The 21559-nt window shown below is 66.9% G+C and carries 20 protein-coding genes; 14 read left to right on the forward strand and 6 right to left on the reverse strand.

Annotated elements, in window-relative coordinates:
- Positions 1-16: 16 nt before the first annotated feature.
- From NUV79_RS13565 to NUV79_RS13575, 3 genes are all read right to left on the reverse strand, one after another.
- The gene (locus NUV79_RS13565) at positions 17-382 is read right to left on the reverse strand and encodes a DUF1850 domain-containing protein (RefSeq protein WP_257733611.1); all 366 of its coding nucleotides are present in this window, start codon (positions 380-382) and stop codon (positions 17-19) included.
- Entirely contained in the window at positions 379-2679 is a 2301-nt protein-coding gene (locus NUV79_RS13570; protein WP_374679270.1) for a TRAP transporter permease, read from the reverse strand. The genes NUV79_RS13565 and NUV79_RS13570 overlap by 4 nt, the downstream gene beginning before the upstream one ends.
- A 73-nt stretch (positions 2680-2752) precedes the next feature.
- Positions 2753-3721, reverse strand: a complete 969-nt coding sequence (locus tag NUV79_RS13575; protein ID WP_257733612.1) for a TAXI family TRAP transporter solute-binding subunit — start codon at positions 3719-3721, stop codon at positions 2753-2755.
- A 222-nt stretch (positions 3722-3943) separates the two neighbouring features.
- Between NUV79_RS13575 and NUV79_RS13580 the strand changes: the two genes are divergently transcribed.
- The 10 genes from NUV79_RS13580 to NUV79_RS13625 all read left to right on the forward strand — a co-directional run bounded on the left by NUV79_RS13580 (position 3944) and on the right by NUV79_RS13625 (position 14324).
- The gene (locus NUV79_RS13580; protein WP_257733613.1) at positions 3944-5578 is read left to right on the forward strand and encodes an OpgD/OpgG family glucan biosynthesis protein; all 1635 of its coding nucleotides are present in this window, start codon (positions 3944-3946) and stop codon (positions 5576-5578) included.
- Between the two features lie 220 nt (positions 5579-5798).
- A complete protein-coding gene (gene aztA / locus NUV79_RS13585) occupies positions 5799-6533 on the forward strand; it encodes a zinc ABC transporter ATP-binding protein AztA (RefSeq protein ID WP_257733614.1) in 735 nt (244 codons plus the stop codon).
- 22 nt (positions 6534-6555) lie between these two features.
- A complete protein-coding gene (locus NUV79_RS13590; protein ID WP_257733615.1) occupies positions 6556-7431 on the forward strand; it encodes a metal ABC transporter permease in 876 nt (291 codons plus the stop codon).
- A gap of 34 nt (positions 7432-7465) precedes the next feature.
- Positions 7466-8407 (forward strand): metal ABC transporter substrate-binding protein, encoded by a 942-nt coding sequence (locus NUV79_RS13595; protein WP_257733616.1) that lies wholly within the window; start codon positions 7466-7468, stop codon positions 8405-8407.
- 43 nt (positions 8408-8450) lie between these two features.
- On the forward strand, positions 8451-9413 hold the full coding sequence (locus NUV79_RS13600) for a CobW family GTP-binding protein (protein WP_257733617.1): 963 nt from the start codon (positions 8451-8453) through the stop codon (positions 9411-9413).
- Between the two features lie 14 nt (positions 9414-9427).
- Positions 9428-10438 carry a WD40 repeat domain-containing protein gene (locus NUV79_RS13605; protein ID WP_257733618.1) on the forward strand — a complete coding sequence of 337 codons (1011 nt, stop codon included), beginning with the start codon at positions 9428-9430 and terminating at the stop codon, positions 10436-10438.
- 5 nt (positions 10439-10443) lie between these two features.
- The gene (locus tag NUV79_RS13610) at positions 10444-10731 is read left to right on the forward strand and encodes a hypothetical protein (protein WP_257733619.1); all 288 of its coding nucleotides are present in this window, start codon (positions 10444-10446) and stop codon (positions 10729-10731) included.
- A gap of 111 nt (positions 10732-10842) precedes the next feature.
- Positions 10843-12657: a glucan ABC transporter ATP-binding protein/ permease gene (locus NUV79_RS13615; RefSeq protein ID WP_257733620.1), complete on the forward strand. Its 1815-nt coding sequence runs from the start codon at positions 10843-10845 to the stop codon at positions 12655-12657.
- Positions 12658-12778: 121 nt separating this feature from the next.
- Positions 12779-13888 (forward strand): calcium:cation antiporter, encoded by a 1110-nt coding sequence (locus NUV79_RS13620; RefSeq protein ID WP_257733621.1) that lies wholly within the window; start codon positions 12779-12781, stop codon positions 13886-13888.
- A gap of 100 nt (positions 13889-13988) precedes the next feature.
- Complete coding sequence (locus tag NUV79_RS13625) at positions 13989-14324, forward strand: DUF1330 domain-containing protein (protein ID WP_257733622.1); 336 nt, start codon at positions 13989-13991, stop codon at positions 14322-14324.
- A 5-nt stretch (positions 14325-14329) separates the two neighbouring features.
- Here the strand turns inward: NUV79_RS13625 and aroB are convergent, their stop codons facing one another.
- Positions 14330-15475, reverse strand: coding sequence for a 3-dehydroquinate synthase (gene aroB, locus NUV79_RS13630; protein ID WP_257733623.1), 1146 nt, complete (start codon positions 15473-15475; stop codon positions 14330-14332).
- Positions 15472-16071, reverse strand: a complete 600-nt coding sequence (locus NUV79_RS13635; protein ID WP_257733624.1) for a shikimate kinase — start codon at positions 16069-16071, stop codon at positions 15472-15474. The genes aroB and NUV79_RS13635 overlap by 4 nt, the downstream gene beginning before the upstream one ends.
- Positions 16072-16261: 190 nt before the next feature.
- On the opposite strand from NUV79_RS13635, the gene NUV79_RS13640 reads away from it, so the two are divergent.
- Together NUV79_RS13640 and NUV79_RS13645 are read left to right on the forward strand one after the other, a co-directional pair.
- Positions 16262-16408, forward strand: a complete 147-nt coding sequence (locus tag NUV79_RS13640) for a histidine kinase (protein ID WP_199093353.1) — start codon at positions 16262-16264, stop codon at positions 16406-16408.
- Positions 16405-17334, forward strand: a complete 930-nt coding sequence (locus NUV79_RS13645; RefSeq protein WP_257733625.1) for a site-specific tyrosine recombinase XerD — start codon at positions 16405-16407, stop codon at positions 17332-17334. Before NUV79_RS13640 ends, NUV79_RS13645 begins: the two co-directional genes overlap by 4 nt.
- Positions 17335-17483: 149 nt before the next feature.
- Here NUV79_RS13645 and NUV79_RS13650 read toward each other — a convergent pair whose 3' ends face one another.
- Positions 17484-18182 (reverse strand): carbonic anhydrase, encoded by a 699-nt coding sequence (locus NUV79_RS13650; protein WP_257733626.1) that lies wholly within the window; start codon positions 18180-18182, stop codon positions 17484-17486.
- Positions 18183-18432: 250 nt separating this feature from the next.
- Here NUV79_RS13650 and NUV79_RS13655 point away from each other — a divergent pair, with 250 nt between their 5' ends.
- Both NUV79_RS13655 and NUV79_RS13660 read left to right on the forward strand, forming a co-directional pair.
- Complete coding sequence (locus tag NUV79_RS13655) at positions 18433-19926, forward strand: amidase (RefSeq protein WP_257733627.1); 1494 nt, start codon at positions 18433-18435, stop codon at positions 19924-19926.
- A gap of 44 nt (positions 19927-19970) precedes the next feature.
- Positions 19971-21554: an ABC transporter substrate-binding protein gene (locus NUV79_RS13660; protein ID WP_257733628.1), complete on the forward strand. Its 1584-nt coding sequence runs from the start codon at positions 19971-19973 to the stop codon at positions 21552-21554.
- Positions 21555-21559: the final 5 nt, after the last annotated feature.

Genomic DNA, 21559 nt, shown 5'->3' on the forward strand with positions numbered 1-21559 from the left:
CCTTCGGCCTCTCCCTTCAGTCGCAGATCTTCAACGTGACCGGGTCGGCATCCGCCGGGAGATAATCTCCCATCGTGCGGCAGCCCGACATCGTGCAGATGCGCCAATCGGCCGTCGCGCCGGAGCGGCGCATCACCACTTCCTTGAGCGGCGGCAGGGCCGGATGCCAGCGCCAGAAGCCGTCGACGAGCTTCGCGCCGTCGGGCGGGTCCATGCCGGCGCCGGAGCCTTCGATCCGCGCCTCGACGATTTCGAGCCCGGCGGGCGTTTCGCGCCAGACCTCTTCCCACAGTGTCTTCTGCACCGAATGGCGCCAACCCAGCGTGATCTCGCCCTGGCCGAGCGCCACCACGAGCGCGCCGGCCGCCAGGCACAGGCTCATGCCGGCGCCGCGGCGCCGCGCGCGCGCCACAGATGCTGGCCGATGACCAGTGCGGCCAGGGCAAAGCCGATCTCGTCGGTGACAGGCAGGGCCATGACGAGCGAGCCGGCGGCTGCCGCCGCCAGCGCGCGCTCCCAGACCGCCATGTCGCGCTTCATGAAACCGATCGTGGCCGTGCCCCAGAGGAAGATCGCCAGCAGTGCCTTGACGATGATGTAGGCAGCCGCGCTGGTATAGGCGAAGCCGCTCAGGCCCTGGACCGGCTGCAGCATCAGGGCGGGGTCGTAGACCGCCATGAAGGGGATCACGAAACCGGCCATCGCGATCTTCAAGGCCTGGAAGCCGATCTTGAAGCCGGATTCCTTGGCGATCGGCGCAGCCGCGAAGGCGGCCAGAGCCACTGGCGGCGTCAGGTCCGCCATGATGCCGAAATAGAAGACGAACATGTGGCTGACGATCAGCGGCACGCCGAGCTTCAGCAGGATCGGCGCCGCCAGCGAGGAGGTGATGATGTAGTTCGGGATGGTCGGGATGCCCATGCCGAGGATGAGGCTGACGATCATCGTGAGGATCAGCGCGAGGAACAGCGAATCCCGCCCGACGGCGACCACGGCATTGCCGAAGATCGTGCCGACGCCGGTAAGCGTCATCGTGCCGATGACGATGCCGACCACGGCACAGGCGACGCCGACCGGGATCGCCTGGCGCGCGCCGTCCGCGAGGGCTTCCCGGCAGGCTGCGACGGTCTCGGCGCCGCCCTTGCTGAACAGGTTCACGAGGATCAGCGCCGCCACCATCGCGACGATGACGAGGATGCCGTACCAGAAGAAGAGCCCGCAGAGCAGGCCGAGCCCGACCCAGAACAGGACGCGCACCGCGATCGGGCCGATGCCGAGCGCGAAGGAGCCGCCGAGGATCAGGACCACGGTGAGCGCGAGGCCGACCGAACCCGAGAAGAGCGGTGTGTAGCCCGCGAAGAGCAGGTAGACCAGCACCGCCAGTGGCAGGATCAGGAACCATTTCTCGGAAAGCGCCTTGCCGGCGCTCGGCAGGGCCGAGCGCGGCATGCCGACGAGCCCGCGCTTGCCGGCCTCGAGATGCACGGCCAGGAAGGCGGCGGTGTAGTAGAGCACGGCCGGCACGATCGCCGCCTGGACGACGGCGGCATAGGGCACGTCGATGGTCTCCGCCATGATGAAGGCGACGGCGCCCATCACCGGCGGCATGATCTGGCCGCCCATCGAGGCCGTCGCCTCGACGCCGCCGGCGAAGGCGGCGCGATAGCCGAAGCGCTTCATCAGCGGAATCGTGAACTGGCCGGTCGAGACGACATTGGCGACGCCGGAGCCCGAGATCGTGCCCATCAGCGCCGAGGAGAAGACCGCGACCTTGGCCGGGCCGCCGCGGGCGCTGCCGAACAGGCCCATCGCGACATCGGTGAAGAGCTGGATCATGCCGGCCCGCTCCAGGAAGGAGCCGAACAGGATGAACAGGAAGATGAAGGTGGCCGAGACGCCGGTCGGCGTCGCATAGATGCCCTCGGTGCCGAAGGACATGTGCTCGATCACCTGCTCCAGCGAATAGCCGCGATGGTTCATCGGCGAGGGCAGGTAGTTGCCGAAGAGGCAATAGGCCAGGAACAGGCCGGCGACGATCGGCAGCGCAGGGCCCATGAAGCGCCAGCAGATCAGGAAGAGGATGGCGATCGCCGCGATGCCGACGACGAGATCGGCCTGCGTGACCTCGCCGGCGCGCGCGACCAGGTCCTCGTAGAAGAACCAGTGATAGAGGCCGATGGCGAAGCCGGCGATGGCGAGCGTCCAGGCGAGGGCCGCACTGGCGCGCGATTGGCTCTTGTGCTGGGCCAGGAGCCCGCCCGCGACGAGGCAGAGCAGGCCGACATGGAGGGTGCGCAGGATCTGGTTGGGCACCGATCCGCCGAACCGCGCCAGCAATTCGACCACGACCGCCATCGGGATCCAGGCGAGCAGCATCTCCGCCCAGGGCTTGCCGCGCGCGGCCTGGACGACGATCGCGACCAGCCAGAGCGCGATCGTGGCGCGCAGCAGGTCGATGATGTCGATGCCGGCGAAGCGGTGATCGAGCGGGATGTTGAAGGCGGTGGCGATCTGGAAGAGCGAGAAGGCCACCGCGATCCAGAACAGCAGGCGCCCGGGCCAGCCCGGGCCGAAGCCGGGCGGCAGCCCATGCTCGGGATCGACGATCGGCTGCTGCGTCTCGACGGGCACGCCGCCGGTATCCGGTACGGCCAGGGGCTTATGCTTGTCTTCGCTCATGCGCTGGGTCCACCCGCCAGACAAAAAGGCGAGGCCCCGAGGCCTCGCCCGTGATCACGGCTCTCCGGACGGTTCAGGAACCGACCTTGAGGCCCTTTTCCTTGAAGTACTTGGCGGCGCCGGGATGCAGCGGGATGGGCATGCCTTCCAGCGCGCTTTCCAGCTTGATCGCCTTGCCGGCTGCATGGGCGGCGGCGAGGTCGCCGAGATTCTCGTACATCGCCTTGGTCATCTGGTAGACGAGGTCTTCCTTCACGCCCTCGTGGGTGACGAGGTAGTTCACCACGGCGGCGGTGTGAACGGGCGCGCTCTGGCCGGTATAGGTATTGGCCGGGATCGTCGCCTTGACGAAGGGGGAGCCGGCCTTGTCGACGGTCGCGGCCGGCACCTCGACGACGGTGATCTCGACGGAGGTCGCGAGGTCGCGCAGCGAGGCGACGCCGAGACCGGCCGATTGCAGGGTCGCGTCGAGCTGGCGGTTCTTCATCAATTCGACCGATTCGGCGAAGGGCAGGTACTCGATCTTGCCGAGATCCTTGTAGGACATCCCGGCGGCGGCGAGGATCGCGCGGGCGTTCAGCTCGGTGCCGGATTTCGGCGCGCCGACCGAGAGGCGCTTGCCCTTGAGATCGGCCAGCGTCTTGATGCCGCTATCCTTCGAGGCGACGATCTGGACATAGTTCGGATAGATCGCGGTGACGCCGCGCAGCTTCTTCAGCGGTGCCTTGAAGCCGGCTTCCTCTTCGCCCTTCCAGGCGGCGGCGAGCGAATCGCCGAGGGTGAAAGCGATCTCGCCCTTGCCCTGCTGCAGCAGGACGAGATTTTCGACCGATGCCTTCGTCGCCTGAACAGTCGGCCGGGTGCCCGGAATCTTCTCGCCGTAGATTTTCGAAAGGGCAACGCCCATCGGATAATACACGCCGGAGGTGCCACCGGTCAGAACGTTGACGAATTCCTCGGCGCGGGCGGCCGCAGGTGCTACGGCGATGAGGGCGGCGGCGGCAAGGCCGGCGAGGCGGCGGCTGCGGAACAGTGCTTTCATGACGTCTCCCTGAGGGTCGCTCCGGCTCATGCGGCCGGTTGATCGGGTTTTTTAGAGCACGCTGAACCCGAAAGGGAAAGCATTCGACGAAAGGGGGCCCTTCGCCTTTAGCCGAAAGAACGGACTGGTTTCGCCATGATTGGCTGCATATCTCCGGTTTCGCACGATAGCCGCCACAGGCCGGCAGACCGGGCATCCGAGCAACGAGCGATCAGGAACGACATGCACGACCGTGCCGAGCAGGGTAGCAGCCAGGGGCTCCGCCTCGACCGACGAACTCTTCTCGCAGGTGCGGGTGCGACGGCGACGCTCGCCGCGCTCGGCTTCGCGCCGGACGCGTTGGCGCAGCAAGGGCTCAAGCTCGGCGACAGCGGGGATTTCACCTTCGAGGCGCTGAAGGCGAAGGCGAAGGAGATGGCGGCCAAGCCCTACTCGGCGCCGCCGAGCCCACGGCCCGAGGTCATGCAGCGGATCGACTACGATGCCCACGGCAAGATCCGGTTCAAGCCGGAAGCCGCGCTCTGGGCGGATGGGCCTTCGCCCTGGCCAGTGACCTTCTTCCACCTCGGTCGCTTCTTCCAGAAGCCGGTCAGGATGCATGTCGTCGAGGCCGGCAAGGCGCGCGAGATCGTCTACGATCCCAGCTATTTTGAGATGCCCGCCAATTCTCCGGCACGCGACCTGCCGGCCGGAGCGGGTTTCGCCGGCTTCCGCCTGCAGGAGAGCCGCAGCGGCCATCCCGGCCGCGATGGCGGGGCGCTCGACTGGAAGACCAATGACTGGGTCGCCTTCCTCGGCGCCTCCTATTTTCGCGCCATCGGCGAACTCTACCAGTATGGCCTGTCGGCGCGCGGTGTCGCGATCGATCCGGCTGTCTCCGGCAAGCTGGAGGAGTTCCCGGACTTCACCCATATCTGGCTGGAGACGCCGCAGGCAGGCGCCGAGCATGTCGTGGTCTACGCGCTGCTCTCGGGGCCGAGCGTGGCTGGCGCCTATCGCTTCCGCATGCATCGTGGCAAGGGCGTGACCATGGAGATCGAGACCGCGCTGCATCTGCGCAAGGACGTCTCGCGGCTCGGCATCACGCCGCTGACCTCGATGTTCTGGTATTCCGAGACCGCCAAGCAGACGGCGATCGACTGGCGCCCCGAGGTGCATGATTCCGACGGGCTCGCGCTCTGGACCGGACCGGGCGAGCGCGCCTGGCGCCCCCTCAACAATCCGCCGCACACCATGGCCTCGGCCTTCGTCGACAATGATCCGCGCGGCTTCGGATTGATGCAGCGCGACCGCGAGGCCGGGCATTACCTTGACGGGGTGCATTACGAGCGCCGCCCGAGCCTCTGGGTCGAGACCGATGGGCAGTGGGGCAAGGGCTCCGTCCAGCTTGTCGAGATCCCCACCGACGACGAGATCCACGACAACATCGTCGCGATGTGGGTGCCCGAAGGTCCCGCGAAGGCCGGAAACGCCTATAATTTCCGCTACAAGCTGCACTGGCTTGCCGATGAACCTTTCCCGACGCAACTCGGCCGGGTCGTCGCCACGCGACTGGGCAATGGCGGCCAGCCGGGAACGACGCGGCCGCGGGGCGTGCGGAAGTTCATGGTCGAGTTTCTGGGACCGGCTCTGGAAGCGATCCCCTTCGGCGTGAAGCCCGAGGTGGTGCTGTCGACCTCGCGCGGCAGCTTCTCCTATGTCTTGACGGAAGCGGTGCCGGACGATGTACCCGGCCATTGGCGCGCCCAGTTCGACCTCACCGTGGGCGGCGTCGAGCCGGTCGAGATGCGCTGCTACCTCAAGGCGGGCGATACCGTGCTGACCGAGACCTGGCTTTATCAGTACCTGCCATTCTGAGCGGGGACGGCTAGCGGAATCGTCTTGCTCCGGCACGAGCGTAACATTATATCGTTTCTCATGGCTCACGCGCACGCCCATCATACGCATCGCGCCGCCTCGGAAGCTCCGGGGTGGTCGCTGTTGCGTCTGTCTGCGGGCACGCGCGTGGGATTGGCCGCTGCCGTCGTCGCGCTGCTCTGGCTGGCGACTTTGGCCGTGATCCTGTGAGGTTGCGTTGATGTCCGCCATCCGCCTGACCGACCTGACGCTGGGCTATGACCGCCATCCGGCGGTGCATCACCTCTCCGGCGAAATCGCGGCGGGGAGCCTGACCGCCATCGTCGGGCCGAACGGCGCCGGCAAGTCGACCCTGCTCAAGGGCATTGCCGGCGCGCTCGCCCCGCTCTCCGGTGGCGTTGCGCTCGCCAAGGGCAAGCGGCTCGCTTATCTCCCGCAATCGGCTGATCTTGACCGCTCGTTCCCGATCCATGTCTACGATCTCGTCGCCATGGGCTTGTGGAATCGGGCCGGCATCTTCGGTCGGATCGGCGCGGGCGCCGCCCACAAGATCGAGCACGCCATCGCGGCCGTTGGGCTAACCGGTTTCGAGCGCCGGCCGATCGGTACGCTCTCCGGCGGGCAGATGCAGCGGGCCTTGTTCGCACGACTCCTGCTGCAAGATGCCGACGTGATCCTGCTCGACGAGCCTTTCACCGCAATCGATGCGCGCACGACGGCCGACCTGCTCGAACTCGTCCGGCGCTGGCATGGCGAGAGCCGGACCGTCGTCGCGGTACTGCACGATATCGAGACGGTGCGGCAGGCCTTCCCGCAGACATTGCTGCTGGCGCGCGAAGCCGTGGCCTGGGGCGAGACCGCGACCGTGCTGACGCCCGAGAACCTGCTGAAGGCGCGGCGCATGGTCGAGGCCTTCGACAGCCACGCCGCTCCCTGCCAGCGCGACGCCGCCTGATCCGCCCAGCCAGGCCAAGCCGATGCTCTACGACCTTCTCATCGGCCCCTTCGCCGAATTCGACTTCATGCGCCGCGCCCTCGTCGGCGTGGTGGCGTTGTCTGTCTCAGGTGCGCCGATCGGCGTCTTCCTGATGCTCAGGCGCATGAGCCTGACCGGCGACGCCATGGCGCATGCGATCCTGCCCGGCGCGGCGCTGGGTTATCTCGTCGCTGGCTTCTCCCTGCCGGCGATGACGATCGGCGGGCTAGCGGCCGGCTTCGCCGTGGCGCTGGCGGCTGGTGCCGTGGCGCGCGCGACGGTGCTGAAGGAGGATGCTTCGCTTGCTGCCTTCTACCTGATCTCGCTGGCGCTTGGGGTCACCATCGTCTCGCTCAGGGGCTCGGCGATCGACCTGCTGCATGTGCTCTTCGGTAATGTTCTGGCGCTCGACGATCAGGTCCTGATCCTGCTCGCGGGCGTCGCGACGGTATCGTTGCTATCGCTGGCGGCGCTTTATCGGCCATTGGTGCTGGAATGCGTCGATCCCGGCTTCCTGCGCTCGGTCAGCCGCTCCGGTGGGTTCGTTCACCTGACTTTCCTGGCGCTCGTCGTGCTCAACCTCGTGGCCGGGTTCCATGCGCTGGGGACCTTGCTGGCTGTGGGCATGATGATGCTGCCGGCTGCCGCCGCGCGTTTCTGGACGGCGGATATCACGCGGCTCCTTCTGCTCGCGGCCGGTTTCGGCATGGTCTCGGGCTATACCGGGCTCGTCCTGTCCTATGCGGCGGGGTCGAGCCTGCCGGCGGGTCCGTCGATTATCCTTGCTGCGGGAGCGATCTATATCGGCTCGCTCCTGTTCGGCTCGCAGGACGGGCTTGCGCGTCGCCTCTTGCCTCGCGCCCATCTCCAACGATAGAAACGTTATATCGTTTCATTTCTTGGAGTCGTTCATGCCCAATCGTCGCGCCCTCGTCGCCGGCCTTGCTTTCGGGCTCGCCATGGCTGCCGCGCCGCTCGGTGCCTTCGCTCAGGAGAAGCTGCCGGTGGTGGCGAGCTTCTCGATCCTTGGCGATTTCGCCCGGCAGATCGGCGGGGACCGCATCAGCGTGACCACGCTGGTCGGCCCTGACGGCGACGCGCATGTCTATTCCCCGACGCCGGCCGATGCGAAGGCGATGGCCGCGGCCAAGCTCGTGCTCGTCAACGGGCTGCACTTCGAGGGCTGGCTACCGCGTCTCGTGAAATCCTCGGGCACCAAGGCCACCATGGCCACGGCAACAAAGGGCATCACGGCCCTGGAAGCCGATGACGACCATGACGACAAGGGCAAGGGCGGCCACACGCATGCCCATGGTCATGACGATCCGCATGCCTGGCAAAGCGTCGCCAATGCGAAGATCTATGTTGCGAATATCAGGGATGCGCTGAGCGCGACCGATCCGGCGGGCAAGGCAAGCTACGAGGCCAATGCCGCGGCCTATCTGGCCGAACTCGACAAGCTCGAAGGCGAGGTGAAGGCGGCGGTCGCACGCATTCCGGCGCAGCGGCGCAAGGCAATCACCACCCATGACGCCTTCGGCTATTTCGTGAAGGCCTATGGCATCGATTTCGTGGCGCCACAGGGCGTCTCGACCGAGGCCGAGGCTTCCGCCAGGGACGTCGCTCGCATCATCCGGCAGGTGAAAGCGCAGAAGATTCCGGCCGTCTTCCTCGAAAACGTCACCAATCCCCGCCTTGTCGAGCAGATCGCGCGCGAGAGCGGCGCCAAGGTCGGCGGCCGGCTCTATTCGGATGCGCTCTCGGCCGAGACTGGCCCGGCGGGGACTTACATCCGGATGATGAAGCACAATATAAGCGAGATCGAAAAGGCGCTGACCGCCGGCCCGGCCTGACCGGGCGGTGTCCTCCTCGCGTCGCAGTCATTCAGGTCAAGCCATGTCCGAGAAAATCCCCGTCACGGTGCTCACCGGCTATCTGGGCGCCGGCAAGACCACGCTCCTCAACCGCATCCTGACCGAGGACCACGGCAAGAAATTCGCCGTGATCGTCAACGAGTTCGGCGAGGCTGGCATCGATGGCGACCTCATCGTCGGGGCCGACGAGGAAATCTTCGAGATGAACAACGGCTGCATCTGCTGCACCGTGCGCGGCGACCTGATCCGCATTCTCGACGGCTTGATGAAGCGCAAGGGCAAGTTCGATGCGATCATCGTCGAGACCACCGGCCTCGCCGACCCCGCGCCGGTCGCCCAGACCTTCTTCGTCGACCAGGATGTCGGCGATGCCACCCGTCTCGACGCGGTCGTGACCGTGACCGACGCCAAGTGGCTGAAGGACCGGCTGAAGGATGCGCCGGAAGCCAAGAACCAGATCGCCTTCGCCGATGTCATCGTGCTCAACAAGACCGATCTCGTGACCGTGGAGGAGCTCGCCGATGTCGAGGCCGCGATCCGCGCGATCAACCCCTATGCCAAGCTGCACAAGGCCGAGCGCGCCAATGTCGATATCGCGGCCCTGCTCGACCGCAACGCCTTCGATCTCGATCGCATCCTCGATATCGAGCCGGATTTCCTCGAGGCCGGGCACCATCATCACCATGCCGAGGACGTGCGCTCGATCTCGCTGACCGTGCCGGGCGATGTCGACCCCGAGAAGTTCATGCCGTGGATCAACGACCTCACCCAGATCCAGGGGCCGAACATCCTGCGCTCCAAGGGCATTCTGGCCTTCAAGAACGAGCCGCGCCGCTTCGTCTTCCAGGGCGTGCACATGATCCTCGACGGCGACCTGCAGCGCGACTGGAAGGATGGCGAGACGCGCGAGAGCCGCCTCGTCTTCATCGGGCGCGATCTCAACGAGAACGAATTGCGCAAGGGGTTTGAAGCCTGCGCGGCCTGAGTTAAAGCCGCGTCATGACGACGATGACCCCACCCGTCTCGCTGCGCGAGCATGTCACCCCGATCGCTGCGGAGACGCATGTCGTCGCGGTCCATTGGCTGAAGCAGGGGCTCGCGCTCGCGCTGGCCGACGGGCGCGTGCTGCGCTGGCGCGACGGTGCTGTCGTGGACAGCGTTGAGGCGCATGCCGGCGGCATTCTCTGCGCGACCGGCGATGGCGAGCGCCTGATCACCGGCGGCGATGACGGACGGGTCGTCGCGACGCGGTTCGACGGAGAGCCTGAAGAGCTCGCGAAGGACCAGAAGCGCCGCTGGATCGACGCGATCACGCTGTCTCCATCAGGCAATCTCGCCTGGAACACCGGCAAGTCCGTGCAGGCCCGCGACGAGAAGGGCCGCATCCGCACGCTGGAAGCGGCGAGCACGCCGCAGGGCCTCGTCTTCGCGCCGAAGGGCTATCGCCTCGCCATTGCCCAGATGAACGGCGTCTCGCTCTGGTATCCGAACACCGAGGCGAAGCCGGAATTCCTGGAGTGGAAGGGCTCGCATATCGACGTCGCCTGGTCGCCGGACGGCCGCTTTGTCGTCTCCTCGATGCAGGAGAACGCGCTGCATGGCTGGAAGCTCGGCGACAAGCCCGGCCATATGCGGATGACCGGCTATCCCGCCAAGCCCCGCTCGCTGTCCTGGTCGCATGATGGCTTATGGCTCGCCTCCAGCGGTGCCGACGGCGCGATCGTCTGGCCGTTCCAGGGCGACGGCCCACAGGGCAAGGCGCCGCGCGAATGCGGCGTGCGCCATGCCCGCGTCACCCGCGTCGCCTTCCATCCGGGCGCGCTGGTGCTGGCGATCGGCTACGATGACGGCTGCATCCTGATGGTCCGGCTGACTGACGGCTCCGAACTGCTGGTGCGGCCGGCCCTGCGCGGTAGCGGCATCAGCGCCTTCGCCTGGGACAAGGCCGGCAAGCGGCTCGCCTTCGGCGCCGAAGACGGTGCGGCCGGCGTGCTCGCGCTGCCGGGCTGAGCGCCATGCGCTTCGGCCTCTTCGGCAAGCCTGAGGCCCGCAAGGGCGGCGATGCGAAGGCCGAAGCCAAGGCCACGGCCGAACGGCTTAAGGCGCAGGTCCGGGAATTGCTCGGCCTACCCGAGTCGGCCGCGATCGCCGTCAACGAGATCATCTGTGCCGATCCCGCCTGTCCGGGCAACGAGACGGTGATTCTAGTGATGAAGCCGGGCGAGAAGACCCGCGCCTACAAATTGCAGATGGCGATGGCCGAGGTGTCAGCGGAAGCGCTTGCCGAAGCCCTGCGGTCTTAGGGCCTGAAGCCGTTCGGCAGGACCGAGCTAAGGGAGCATGGCGCTGTCCTCCCGATCAATGAGCTGGATGACCGCTTGCCGCCAGCGCCGGTTTCGCTAAAGCTCCACGCGATGTCTCTGCTCTCGCTCTATGCCCGCGTCCTCGGCGAACTTGGCCCGGAAAGGCGGCTGGGCGTCATCCTGGCGCTGGCCAATATCGTGCTGGCGGCGGTCGCCTTCGCCGAGCCGATGCTGTTCGGCGCGCTGATCGACCGGTTGACCACGATTCAGGCCTCGGGCGGAGCACTGACCTGGGCCAGCATCAACCTGCTGATCGTCGCCTGGGTCGGCTTCGGCCTGACCAATATCGCGCTGGGCGTCTTCGTCGCGCTGCATGCCGACCGGCTCGCCCATCGTGCGCGCCTGATGGTGATGGCCCGCTATTTCGAGCATGCGCTGTCGCTGCCGCTCGCCTATCACAGCCAGACCCATTCCGGCCGCGTGCTCAAGATCATGCTCGACGGCACCAACGCGATGTGGGGCCTGTGGCTGTCCTTCTTCCGCGAGCATTGCGCCTCGGCCGTCGCGCTGTTCGTGCTCCTGCCCTTCACGATCTGGAAGAACTGGCAGCTCGGGCTGCTGCTGGTTGCGCTGGTGGTGCTGTTCGGATCGCTGACAGCCTATGTGCTGCGCAAGACCGACCGCCTGCAGAGCAATGTCGAGACCTATCACTCCAATCTCGCCGAGCGGGCCTCGGACGCGCTCGGCAACGTGCCGGTGATCCAGAGCTTCACCCGCATCGAGGCCGAGGTGCGCGGCCTGCGCACGACCATCGCCAATGTGCTGGCGGCGCAATTGCCTGTGCTGTCCTGGTGGGCTGTCGCCAATGTCGCGACGCGGGCCTCGGCGACCCTGACCGTGCTGTTGATCTTCATCGTCGGCACCTGGCTCCTGATGCACGGCCAGACCACGGTCGGCGAGATCGTCACCTTCATGGGCTTCGCCACGATGCTGGTCGGGCGTCTCGAGCAGATCGTCGGCTTCGTGAACTTCATTTTCATGCAGGCGCCGAAGATGCGGGAGTTCTTCGAGGTGCTCGACACGCTGCCGAGCGTGCGCGACCTGCCAAACGCCAAGGACCCCGGCCGGCTGGAAGGCGCGGTCGCCTTCGAGGACGTCTCCTTCTCCTATGACGGCAAGCGCGCCGCCGTGCGCGACGTCTCCTTCACGGTGAAGCCCGGCGAGACCATCGCCGTCGTTGGCTCGACCGGCTCGGGCAAGTCGACGACGCTCGGCCTGCTGCATCGTGCCTTCGATCCGCAATCGGGCCGGATCACCGTCGATGGCATGGATATCCGCGAGATCTCGCTGCTCTCGCTCCGGCGCAATATCGGCGTGGTCTTCCAGGAGCCGATGCTGTTCGCCCGCTCGATCCGCGAGAACCTGCTGGTCGGCAAGCCGGACGCGACCGATGCCGAGATGATGCAGGCGCTGGAACGCGCGCAGGCCGCCGAGGTGATGGCGCGGCAGGCCGACGGGCTCGACACGCTGGTCGGCGAGCGCGGCCGCACGCTCTCCGGCGGCGAGCGCCAGCGCTTCTCCATTGCCCGCGCGCTGCTCAAGAACCCGCCGGTCCTGATCCTCGACGAGGCGACCTCCGCGCTCGACGCCGCGACCGAGGTCAAGCTGCAGAAGGCGCTGGAAGAGGTGATGAAGGGCCGCACCACCTTCGTCATCGCGCACCGGCTCGCGACGATCCGCAATGCCGACCGCATCCTCGTCTTCGAGCAGGGGCAGGTCGAGGAAATGGGCACCTTCGACGAGCTCGTCGCCAAGGGCGGGCGCTTCGCGGCGCTGGCGCGGGCGCAGTACCTCGTCAGCGACAAGCCGGCGACGCCGGCCGACGACACGCCGAGCCCGCTCGCGCAGAAGATCGTTCCGGGCTGAGGAACGACGTTTTCGGGCCGTTTCCGGGATTGGAGGCGCGATCAGGCGTTGCGCCGCTGTCGCCTTTCCCGCTTATTGGGCAGGAGCCTTCCCCGCCCGCGATCCCGAGTGACGACGAACGATGATGATCCTCCGCCTTGCCTGTGCCTGGGCCTCGGTTGCCGCCTTCCTGCTGTTTGGCGACACCTTGCTCGGCCAGCTCGGCGCGCCATTGCCGTCGCTCCTCGTCTTCCTCTGGCTGCTCGGTGTCATCATCTGGTCGTCCTTCGGCGTGGTGCATGAGGCTGAGGACCTGGCCGAGAGGCTGGGGGAGCCCTATGGCACGCTGATCCTGACGCTCTCGATCGTCATCATCGAGGTGGCGCTGGTCGGTGCCGTCATGCTCGGCGCCAAGGGGGCGCCGACGCTCGGCCGTGACACGATGTTCGCCGTGCTGATGATCGTGCTGAACGGCGTCGTCGGCATCGGCCTGCTGATCGGGGGCCTGAGACATTTCCAGCAGCGCTACAACCTCAAGGGTGCGTCGTCCTATCTCGCCGTGATCATCCCGCTGACGGTGATCCCGCTCTTCCTGCCGAATTTCACGACATCGACGCCGGACGGCACGCTGACCCCTTTCCAGGCGGTCGCCTTCTCGATCTTCACGGTGGCGCTCTACGGGGCTTTCCTCGCGCTGCAGACCGGCCGGCACAGCATGTTCTTCCGCGAGCCGGATGAAGACGGCAAGCCGGTCGTTGCCGTGGATGCGGATGGCGAGCCGGTTTCGCCTTCGTCGGTGCGGGAGGTGCTGCCGCATGTGGGGCTGCTGCTCGCCAATATCCTGCCGATCGTCATTCTGTCGAAGGGCCTTGCGGCCGTGCTGGATTTCGGCATCGCCAAGCTCGGCGCGCCGGCCGCGCTCGGCGGCATCCTGATCGCAATGGTCGTCTTCACACCGGAATGCATCGCGGCGCTGCGGGCGATCACGTCGAACCAGCTCCAGCGCGCCGTCAATCTCTGCCTGGGCGCGGCGGCCTCGACGCTGGGCATGACGGTGCCGGCGGTACTGCTGATCGGCGTCTTCACCGGCCAGCCGGTCGTGCTCGGCCTGTCGGCGACCAACATGGTCATTGCCGCGATGACGCTGCTGCTCTCGACCCTGACCTTCACCGGCACGCGCACGACGATGCTGGAGGGTGCGGTGCATCTCGCCGTGTTCTTCGTCTTCCTCGTGCTGGTCTTCAGCCCGTAATCGCAGCGCGATTACCCCTGTGGTAATCGACCCCATTCGCTTCACACGTCATGGTCCTCCGCACGAACGGCCTTCCGGCCGCGATTTGCAGGAGAGAACCATGACCGCCTATGCCATCGCCCATCTGCAGGATGTCCGGCTCGGCCCGGAAATCGTCGACTACATCGCCCGCATCGACGCGACGCTTGAACCTCATGGCGGCCGCTTCCTGATCCATGGGAAGACGCCGGAGATCGTCGAGGGACCGTGGCCGGGCGATCTCGTGCTCATCGCCTTTCCGGACATGGAGCGGGCCCGCGCCTGGTACGATTCACCGGAGTACCGTGCGATCCTGCCGCTCAGGACCGAAAATTCGCGGGGCACGGCAATGCTGGTCCACGGCGTGGAGCCGGGCTACCGCGCGACCGATTTCCTGGCGAAGGCCGGACTGGCCTGACCGGATCAATCCTTCGAGGCGAGTTCCGCCTCGATGAAGGCGCGGACTTCGTCGGCCGCGACGCCCGGCGCGATGAAGCTCTTGCCGATGCCGCGAGCGAGGATGAAGGTCAGCACGCCGCGCTTGACCTTCTTGTCCTGCGCCATGGCGTTGACGATCTCCTCGGCGCTGCCGGCGCCACCCGGCACCTGCCGCAAGCGGCTGGGCAGGCCGACATGGTCGAGATGGCGCGATACGCGGATGGCGTCCTGCCCCGAGCACAGGCCAAGGCGCTGCGAGAAGCGGAAGGCCAGCGCGAGGCCGATCGCGACGGCCTCGCCATGGACGAGGCGGGCGGAATCGTAACTCGTCAGCCTCTCCAGCGCATGGGCGAAGGTATGGCCGAGATTGAGGAGCGCACGATCACCCTCCTCGCGTTCGTCGCGGGCGACGAACGCGGCCTTGGCGCGACAGGAGACGGCGACGGCATGGTCGCGCTCGGGCCCGCCGGCGATGACACGGCTCCAGTTCGCCTCGCACCAGTCGAAGAAATCGGGATCGTCGATCAGCCCATATTTCACGACTTCAGCATAGCCGGCCTTGAACTCGCGCTCGCTCAGCGTGTCCAGCAGCGCTGTGTCGGCGATGACCAGCGCGGGCTGGTGGAAGGCGCCGATCAGGTTCTTGCCGTGCGGCGAGTTGATGCCGGTCTTGCCGCCGACCGAGGAATCGACCTGGGCCAGCAAGGTCGTCGGCACCTGCACGAAGCGCACGCCGCGCCGGAGCACTGCCGCCGCGAAACCGGTGAGGTCGCCGACGACGCCGCCCCCGAAGGCAATGACGAGGTCGTTGCGCTCGATCTTGGCCGCCAGCAGCGCATCGCAGAGGGCGACGAACTGGGCATAGGATTTCGAGGCCTCGCCCGGCGGGATGGTGATGCGGGTGACCGAAATGCCTTCCTGCTGCAGGCAGGTCTCGAAAGCGGCGCCATGCAGGGCGGCCACGCTCTCGTCGGTGACGAGCGCCGCCTTGGCGCCCGGCGCGAAGGCGGCGATCAGAGCCGCGGCCTCGCAAAGCTGGTGGCGGCCGATATGGATGTCGTAGCCGCGGCCCTCGAGCGCGACGGGGACGACGATACGGGCGCCGGTCTTTTCGGGCGTGGTGGCGTTCATGATGCTGTCGCTCCGGCTGCCAGCCGCAGATAATCGCTCAATGCGGCGATGGTTTCGCCGACCACGACTTCGTGAGGCTCGTCGCTCGACAGGATGGTTATGTCGGCCAGCGCATAGACCGGCTCGCGCTCGGCCAGCATCCGGCGCAAGGTCGCCTCGGGATCGGCGGTCTGCAGCAGCGGCCGGTTCGAGCGCTTGCGGACACGGCGCATCAGGACGTCGGGTTCGGCCTTGAGCCAAACCGCGATGCCGAGTTCCTTCACGCGCTCGCGCGTCTCGGGGTTCATGAAGGCGCCGCCACCGGTCGCCAGCACCAGCGGGGCGCGGGTCGTCAGGACGCGGGCGATGACGCGGCGCTCGCCCTCGCGGAACTCGGCCTCGCCGCGCTGCGCGAAGATCTCGGGGATTGTCATATGCGCGGCTGTCTCGATCTCGGTGTCGGCATCGACGAAGGGCAGGCCGAGGCGCCCGGCCAGCCGGCGGCCGACCGAGCTCTTGCCGGAGCCCATCATGCCGACAAGCACGATCGCGCGTTGGCCCAGGGCGGCGCGGAGATCGGTCATATCGGGCGTGGCAACGGAAGCGGCGGCGGTCATGGTGATTTTCGATCCTCGGCACGGCTGTAGCACCGGCTGACAGCCGCGTCATGCCCTTGTCATGCCTCGGCGCGCGCTTTGCACGGGGCTGTGGCCGACCCGCCCTTGCGCGGGCGGGCTGCGATCGGGGATAGTCAAGCTCGGTGCCGGGATCGCGCGCACCTCAAGCGATTGCGAGAGTCCGCCCGACGTGCCGACGCTGTTCCGTTTCCTGGCTTTCATAGGGATCATCGCCGGGCTGATCTTCGGGGGCATGATCGCGCTCGTCACCTTCGTCCAGCCGGTCCAGCGCGAGATGATCGAGATCGTTCCCCCTTCAAAATTGCAGCCGAAATGAGCCGGCTGGGGCGCCAGCGGCTCAACGCCTTCCTCGACATGCTGGCAGCCGAGCGCGGCGCGGCGCGCAACACGCTCGACGCCTACGAGCGCGACATCGCGGATTATCTCGAATTCCTCGCCGGCAAGGCGCCGGGCGATGCGACGGCGGAGGATATCCGTGGCTGGCTCGCCGATCTCGCGGGGCGCGGGCTCAAGGCTTCCTCGGCGGCGCGAAGGCTTTCGGCCGTGCGCCAGTTCCACCGCTTTCTTTACACGGAGGGGCTGGCGGGTACCGACCCCTCTGCCGCGATCTCAGGGCCAAGGCTCGGCCGGCCTCTCCCGAAGGTGGTGACGGTCGGGGATGTCGACCGGCTTCTGGAGACGGCGCGGGCAGCTTGCGAGCAGGAGGGGATATCGAAGTCTGTCCGGCTCAAGGCCATGCGTATGCGCTGCCTCGTCGAGATGCTCTACGCCACAGGCCTGCGTGTGTCCGAGCTGATCGCGCTGCCTTTGTCCGCTGCGACGACGCGCGAGCGCTTCCTGATCGTGCGCGGCAAGGGCGACAAGGAGCGCCTCGTGCCGCTGAACGATGCCGCAAGGCAGGCGGCGCGCGACTGGCTGGAGGCGTTGAAGGAAGCCGGGGCGGCGGATGGCCGCTGGCTGTTTCCGTCGGAGGGCAAGAGCGGGCATCTGACCCGGCAGGTCTTCGCCAGGGATCTCAAGTCACTGGCCGGAGCGGCAGGACTCTCGGCTGCGAGTTTAAGCCCGCATGTGCTCCGCCATGCCTTCGCCAGCCATCTGCTGCAGAACGGTGCCGATCTCCGGGTCGTGCAGGAGCTTCTGGGCCATTCCGATATCGCGACGACGCAGATTTACACGCATGTCCTCGACGAGCGCCTGAAGAGCATGGTGCGTGATCTCCACCCGTTGTCGGATGGCGAGTGAGGGGAATGTCATCCCGCACGCGCTGCGGCACGTAGTGCTCCTGCGCAGATGCGGGATCGTCCGCAGAAAGAGGCTCCCTGTCGTCACGCGGTCCCGTGTCTGCGTAGCAGCGTTCCACGCTGCAGCGCGCACGGGATGACGCGCTGAAATTAGGCCTCCGAGCAGCGAATCTGCTGGACACGCTTGGGCATTTCGCCGACGGCGGGGATGAACTGGCCGGTCGCGTTGTCGAGGATCATCAGCACGCCGGTGGCGACGGCGAAATAGGCGCCGTGCAGGTGCAGGCGGCCCTTGCTCTCGAGAATCTGCACGCAGGGGAAGGTGCGCAGGTTGGCGAGCGACTGCTGGATCGAGGCCAACTCCAGCCGCTGGAGATAGTCCTCGAAGTTTTCGTTGCGGCCCCGTCCGCCGGTGCGCTCGGCGGCCGGGCCGATCAGCGTGATCCATTTGCCGATGAAGTCGCCGGGCGAGAGTGCCTGCTGGCTGTCGTCGGCGAAGGCACGGATGCCGCCGCAGCGGCCATGGCCGAGCACAACGATATGCTGCACCTTGAGCGCCTGAATGGCGTATTCGAGCGCCGCCGAGGTGCCGTGAAGCTGGTCGTCCGGCTGGAAGGGCGGCACGAGATTGGCAATGTTGCGCGCGACGAACATCTCGCCGGGCTTCGCGTCGAAGATGACCTCAGGTGAAACGCGCGAGTCGCAGCAGCCGATCAGCATGATCTGCGGCGTCTGGCCGTGCTCGCCGAGCTCTTCGTAACGGCTCTGCTCTCGGATGAAACGATCGTCGAGGAAGGCGCGGTAGCCTTCCGTCAGGCGCTGCGGGAATGGCTCAGCAGGCTTGTCCATGGCCTCTCTGGAACAGGAAACCGGCGGCTTCGTCAAGTCGATGTTGCGGTGCGGTATCGCGCAGCCTGTCTGCCGGCCTTCGCCCGGGCGCCTTTTGAAGGGCGGGAAAAGCGGTCGCGCACCCGCGCAGGGGGAAGGGGCCGCATGCGTCGTTGGGTCATGGACATCTCGGACTCCTCGCCTAGTCTGCGAGGATTGCCCCGCGCGGCATGGCGCTTGCGTGGGGCCGAGCGCACCGGAGTGACCTGCCTTGACCGAACCCTGCGACCTCAGCGCCGTTGCCGCGCGTGCCCTCATCGGCGCCAAGAAGCTCTCCGCCCGCGAACTGCTCGACAGCTGCATCCGCCGCATGGATGCGATCGACCCAGCCGTGAACGCGATGGTCGCGCGCGACGACGACAAGGCGCGAAAGGATGCGCTGGCGGCCGACGAGGCGACCGCGCGCGGCGATGCGCTGGGCGCGCTGCACGGCCTGCCGATCGGCATCAAGGATCTTGAGAATACGGCCGGCCTGCGCACCACCTATGGCAGCGCGCTCTATCGCGATTTCGTGCCGAAGGAGGACCAGCTGATCGTCTCCTCCGTGCGCAAGGCCGGGGCGATCATCGCCGGCAAGACCAACACGCCTGAATGGGGCGCGGGCGCCAATACCCGCAACGCCGTCTATGGCGCGACCGGAAACCCGTTCGACCCTTCGAAGAGCGCGGCCGGATCGTCGGGCGGCTCGGGCGTCGTGCTGGCGACGAACATGGTGCCGCTCGCGACCGGCTCCGACACTGGCGGCTCGCTGCGCAACCCGGCCGCCTTCAACGGCATCGTCGGCTTCCGTCCGACGCCCGGCCTCGTGCCGAGCGAGAAGCGCCAGCTCGGCTGGTCTCCGCTGCCGGTGCTCGGACCGATGGCGCGCAACCTGCCGGACCTCTGCCTGCTGCTCTCGACCATGGTCTCCGATGCCGGCTCGGACCCGCTCGCGACGACGGTCCATGGCAGGACCGTGCGGCGGCCGGAGGATTTCGCCCGTCCCGACGCGATCGATCTCGCCTCGCTCAAGGTGGCGCTGACGCCTGATTTCGGCTTCGCGCCGACCGAGCGCCTGATCCGCGATACGTTCTTCGACAAGACCAAGGCCTTCAGCCATCTCTTCCACGCGGCCGAGGAGACGACGCCGGATTGCGAAGGCACGGACGAGGTCTTCGAAATCCTGCGCGCGAGCAACTTCCTCGCCGCGCATCTCGACAAGGTCCGCGACACGCCGGACATGGTCGGGCCGAACGTGCGTGCCAATGTCGAGGAGGGGCTGGGCTATTCCGCGCTCGACGTCACCCGCGCGATGAAGCAGCAGACGGTGATCTACCAGAACTGGCAGCGCTTCTTCGGGGATTACGACGTCATCCTGTCGCCGGCGGTGACGCTGAGCCCGCGGCCCTGGACCGAGCTCTTCCCCTCCGAGATCGACGGCAAGCCGACCCGGACCTATTTCCACTGGCTGGCGGCCGCCTATGCCGTCACCATTGTCGGCCATCCCGCGATTTCGCTGCCCGTCGGGCTCGACCGTAACGGCATGCCCTTCGGCCTGCAGATCGTCGGGCCGCGTGGCGGCGACGCCAAGGTGCTCGCCGTGGCGGCGGCGCTGGAAGCGGCGCTCGCGGGCGATCCGCTGACGGCGCGCCCGGTGCCGGACCTCGCCAAACTCGCCAAGGCCCGGCCGCTCAGCGAGAGCCCGAACTTCATGGGCTTCGCCTGAGCCCGAATTCGCGTTTCAAATCAATGATAATGGGGAGACTAAGCATGAAGCGCCGTGATTTTCTGATGGGGACGGCCGCGCTTGGCCTGGCCGGCCCGACTTTGCTGCGGCTGGCTTCGGCGCAAGCCAGCCCGACGCTGATGAAGTTCGTGCCGCAGGCCAACCTGTCCTCGCTGGACCCGGTCTGGACCACCGCGACCGTGACCAACAACCACGGCTACTATGTCTTCGACATGCTCTACGGGGCAGACGAAAACCTGAAGCCGCAGCCGCAGATGGCGGAGGGGCACGAGGTCTCGGCCGACGGCAAGACCTGGCGCATCAAGCTGCGCGAGGGCCTGAGCTTCCATGACGGCACGCCGGTCATGGCGATCGATTGCGCCGCGAGCCTCAAGCGCTGGACACAGCGCGACCCTTACGGCCAGCTGCTCGGGCGGGCGGTCGAGGAATGGGGTGCGCCGGACGATCGCACGGTCGAGATCAAGCTCAAGCGTCCCTTCCCGATGATGCTGGACTGCCTGGCGAAATCCGACCAGCCGCCGGTCATCATGCCGGAGCGCCTGGCCAAGACCGACGCGAATACGCAGGTCACCGAGATGGTCGGCTCGGGCCCCTACAAGTTCGTGGCGTCGGGCTATGTCTCCGGCAGCAAGGTCGTCTACGAGAAATTCGAGGGCTACAAGCCGCGCGCCGAACCGCCCAGCCGCAATGCCGGCGGCAAGGTCGCGCATTTCCAGCGAATCGAGTGGAACGTCCTGCCCGATCCGGCGACGGCAGCGGCAGCGCTGACGCGCGGCGAGGTCGACTGGTGGGAGCGTCCACTCACCGACCTGCAACCGATGCTGGCCAGCAACAAGGACATCAAGCAGGAGGTCATCGACAAGGCCGGGCGCGGCGCGATCATCCGTCTCAATCACCTGCAGGCACCCTTCAACAACCCGAAGGTGCGTGCGGCCGTGCGCATGGCGGTGAAGCAGGAAGACTATATGCGCGCCGCTCAGGGCGACGACACCACGCTCTGGCAGACCTGCCGCAGCCTGTGGTGGCGCGGCACGCCCTATTACGATGGCGAGCAGGAAGACCTGATGCCGCAGAGCCTGGAGAAGGCGAAGGCGGCCCTCAAGGCATCCGGCTACAATGGCGAGAAGGTCGTCATCATCAACCCAACCGACTTTCCGGATATCGGCCCGCTCGGCGAGGTGACCTTCGAGCTGCTCAAGCAGCTCGGCATGAATGTCGAGATGGCGGCGAGCGACTGGGGCACCGTCGTGCAGCGCCGCGGCAGCCGTGAATCGACCGAGAAGGGCGGCTGGAGCATCTTCCACACCACGGGATCGGCGACGAGCTGGGGCAATCCGGCCATGTCGACGTTGGTGCGCGGGCAGGGCGACAAGGGTTGGTTCGGCTGGTGGAAGAGCGACGCGGCCGAGGCCCTGGCCGAGGAATGGCTCTACGCCCCCGACGAGGCCGCCCAGCGCAAGAGCGCCAAGGCGCTGGCCCGGCTGGCGCTTGAAGAGGTCGCGACCATCCCGCTCGGCCAGTTCGTCAGCCGCACCGCCTATCGCAAGGACCTGACCGGGATGCTCGCCGGCTCGGCGCCCTATCCGTGGGGCCTCAAGCGCGGTTGAGCGCA

The sequence above is a fragment of the Allobosea sp. 47.2.35 genome (genome assembly GCF_024655635.1).
GTDB lineage: Bacteria > Pseudomonadota > Alphaproteobacteria > Rhizobiales > Beijerinckiaceae > Allobosea.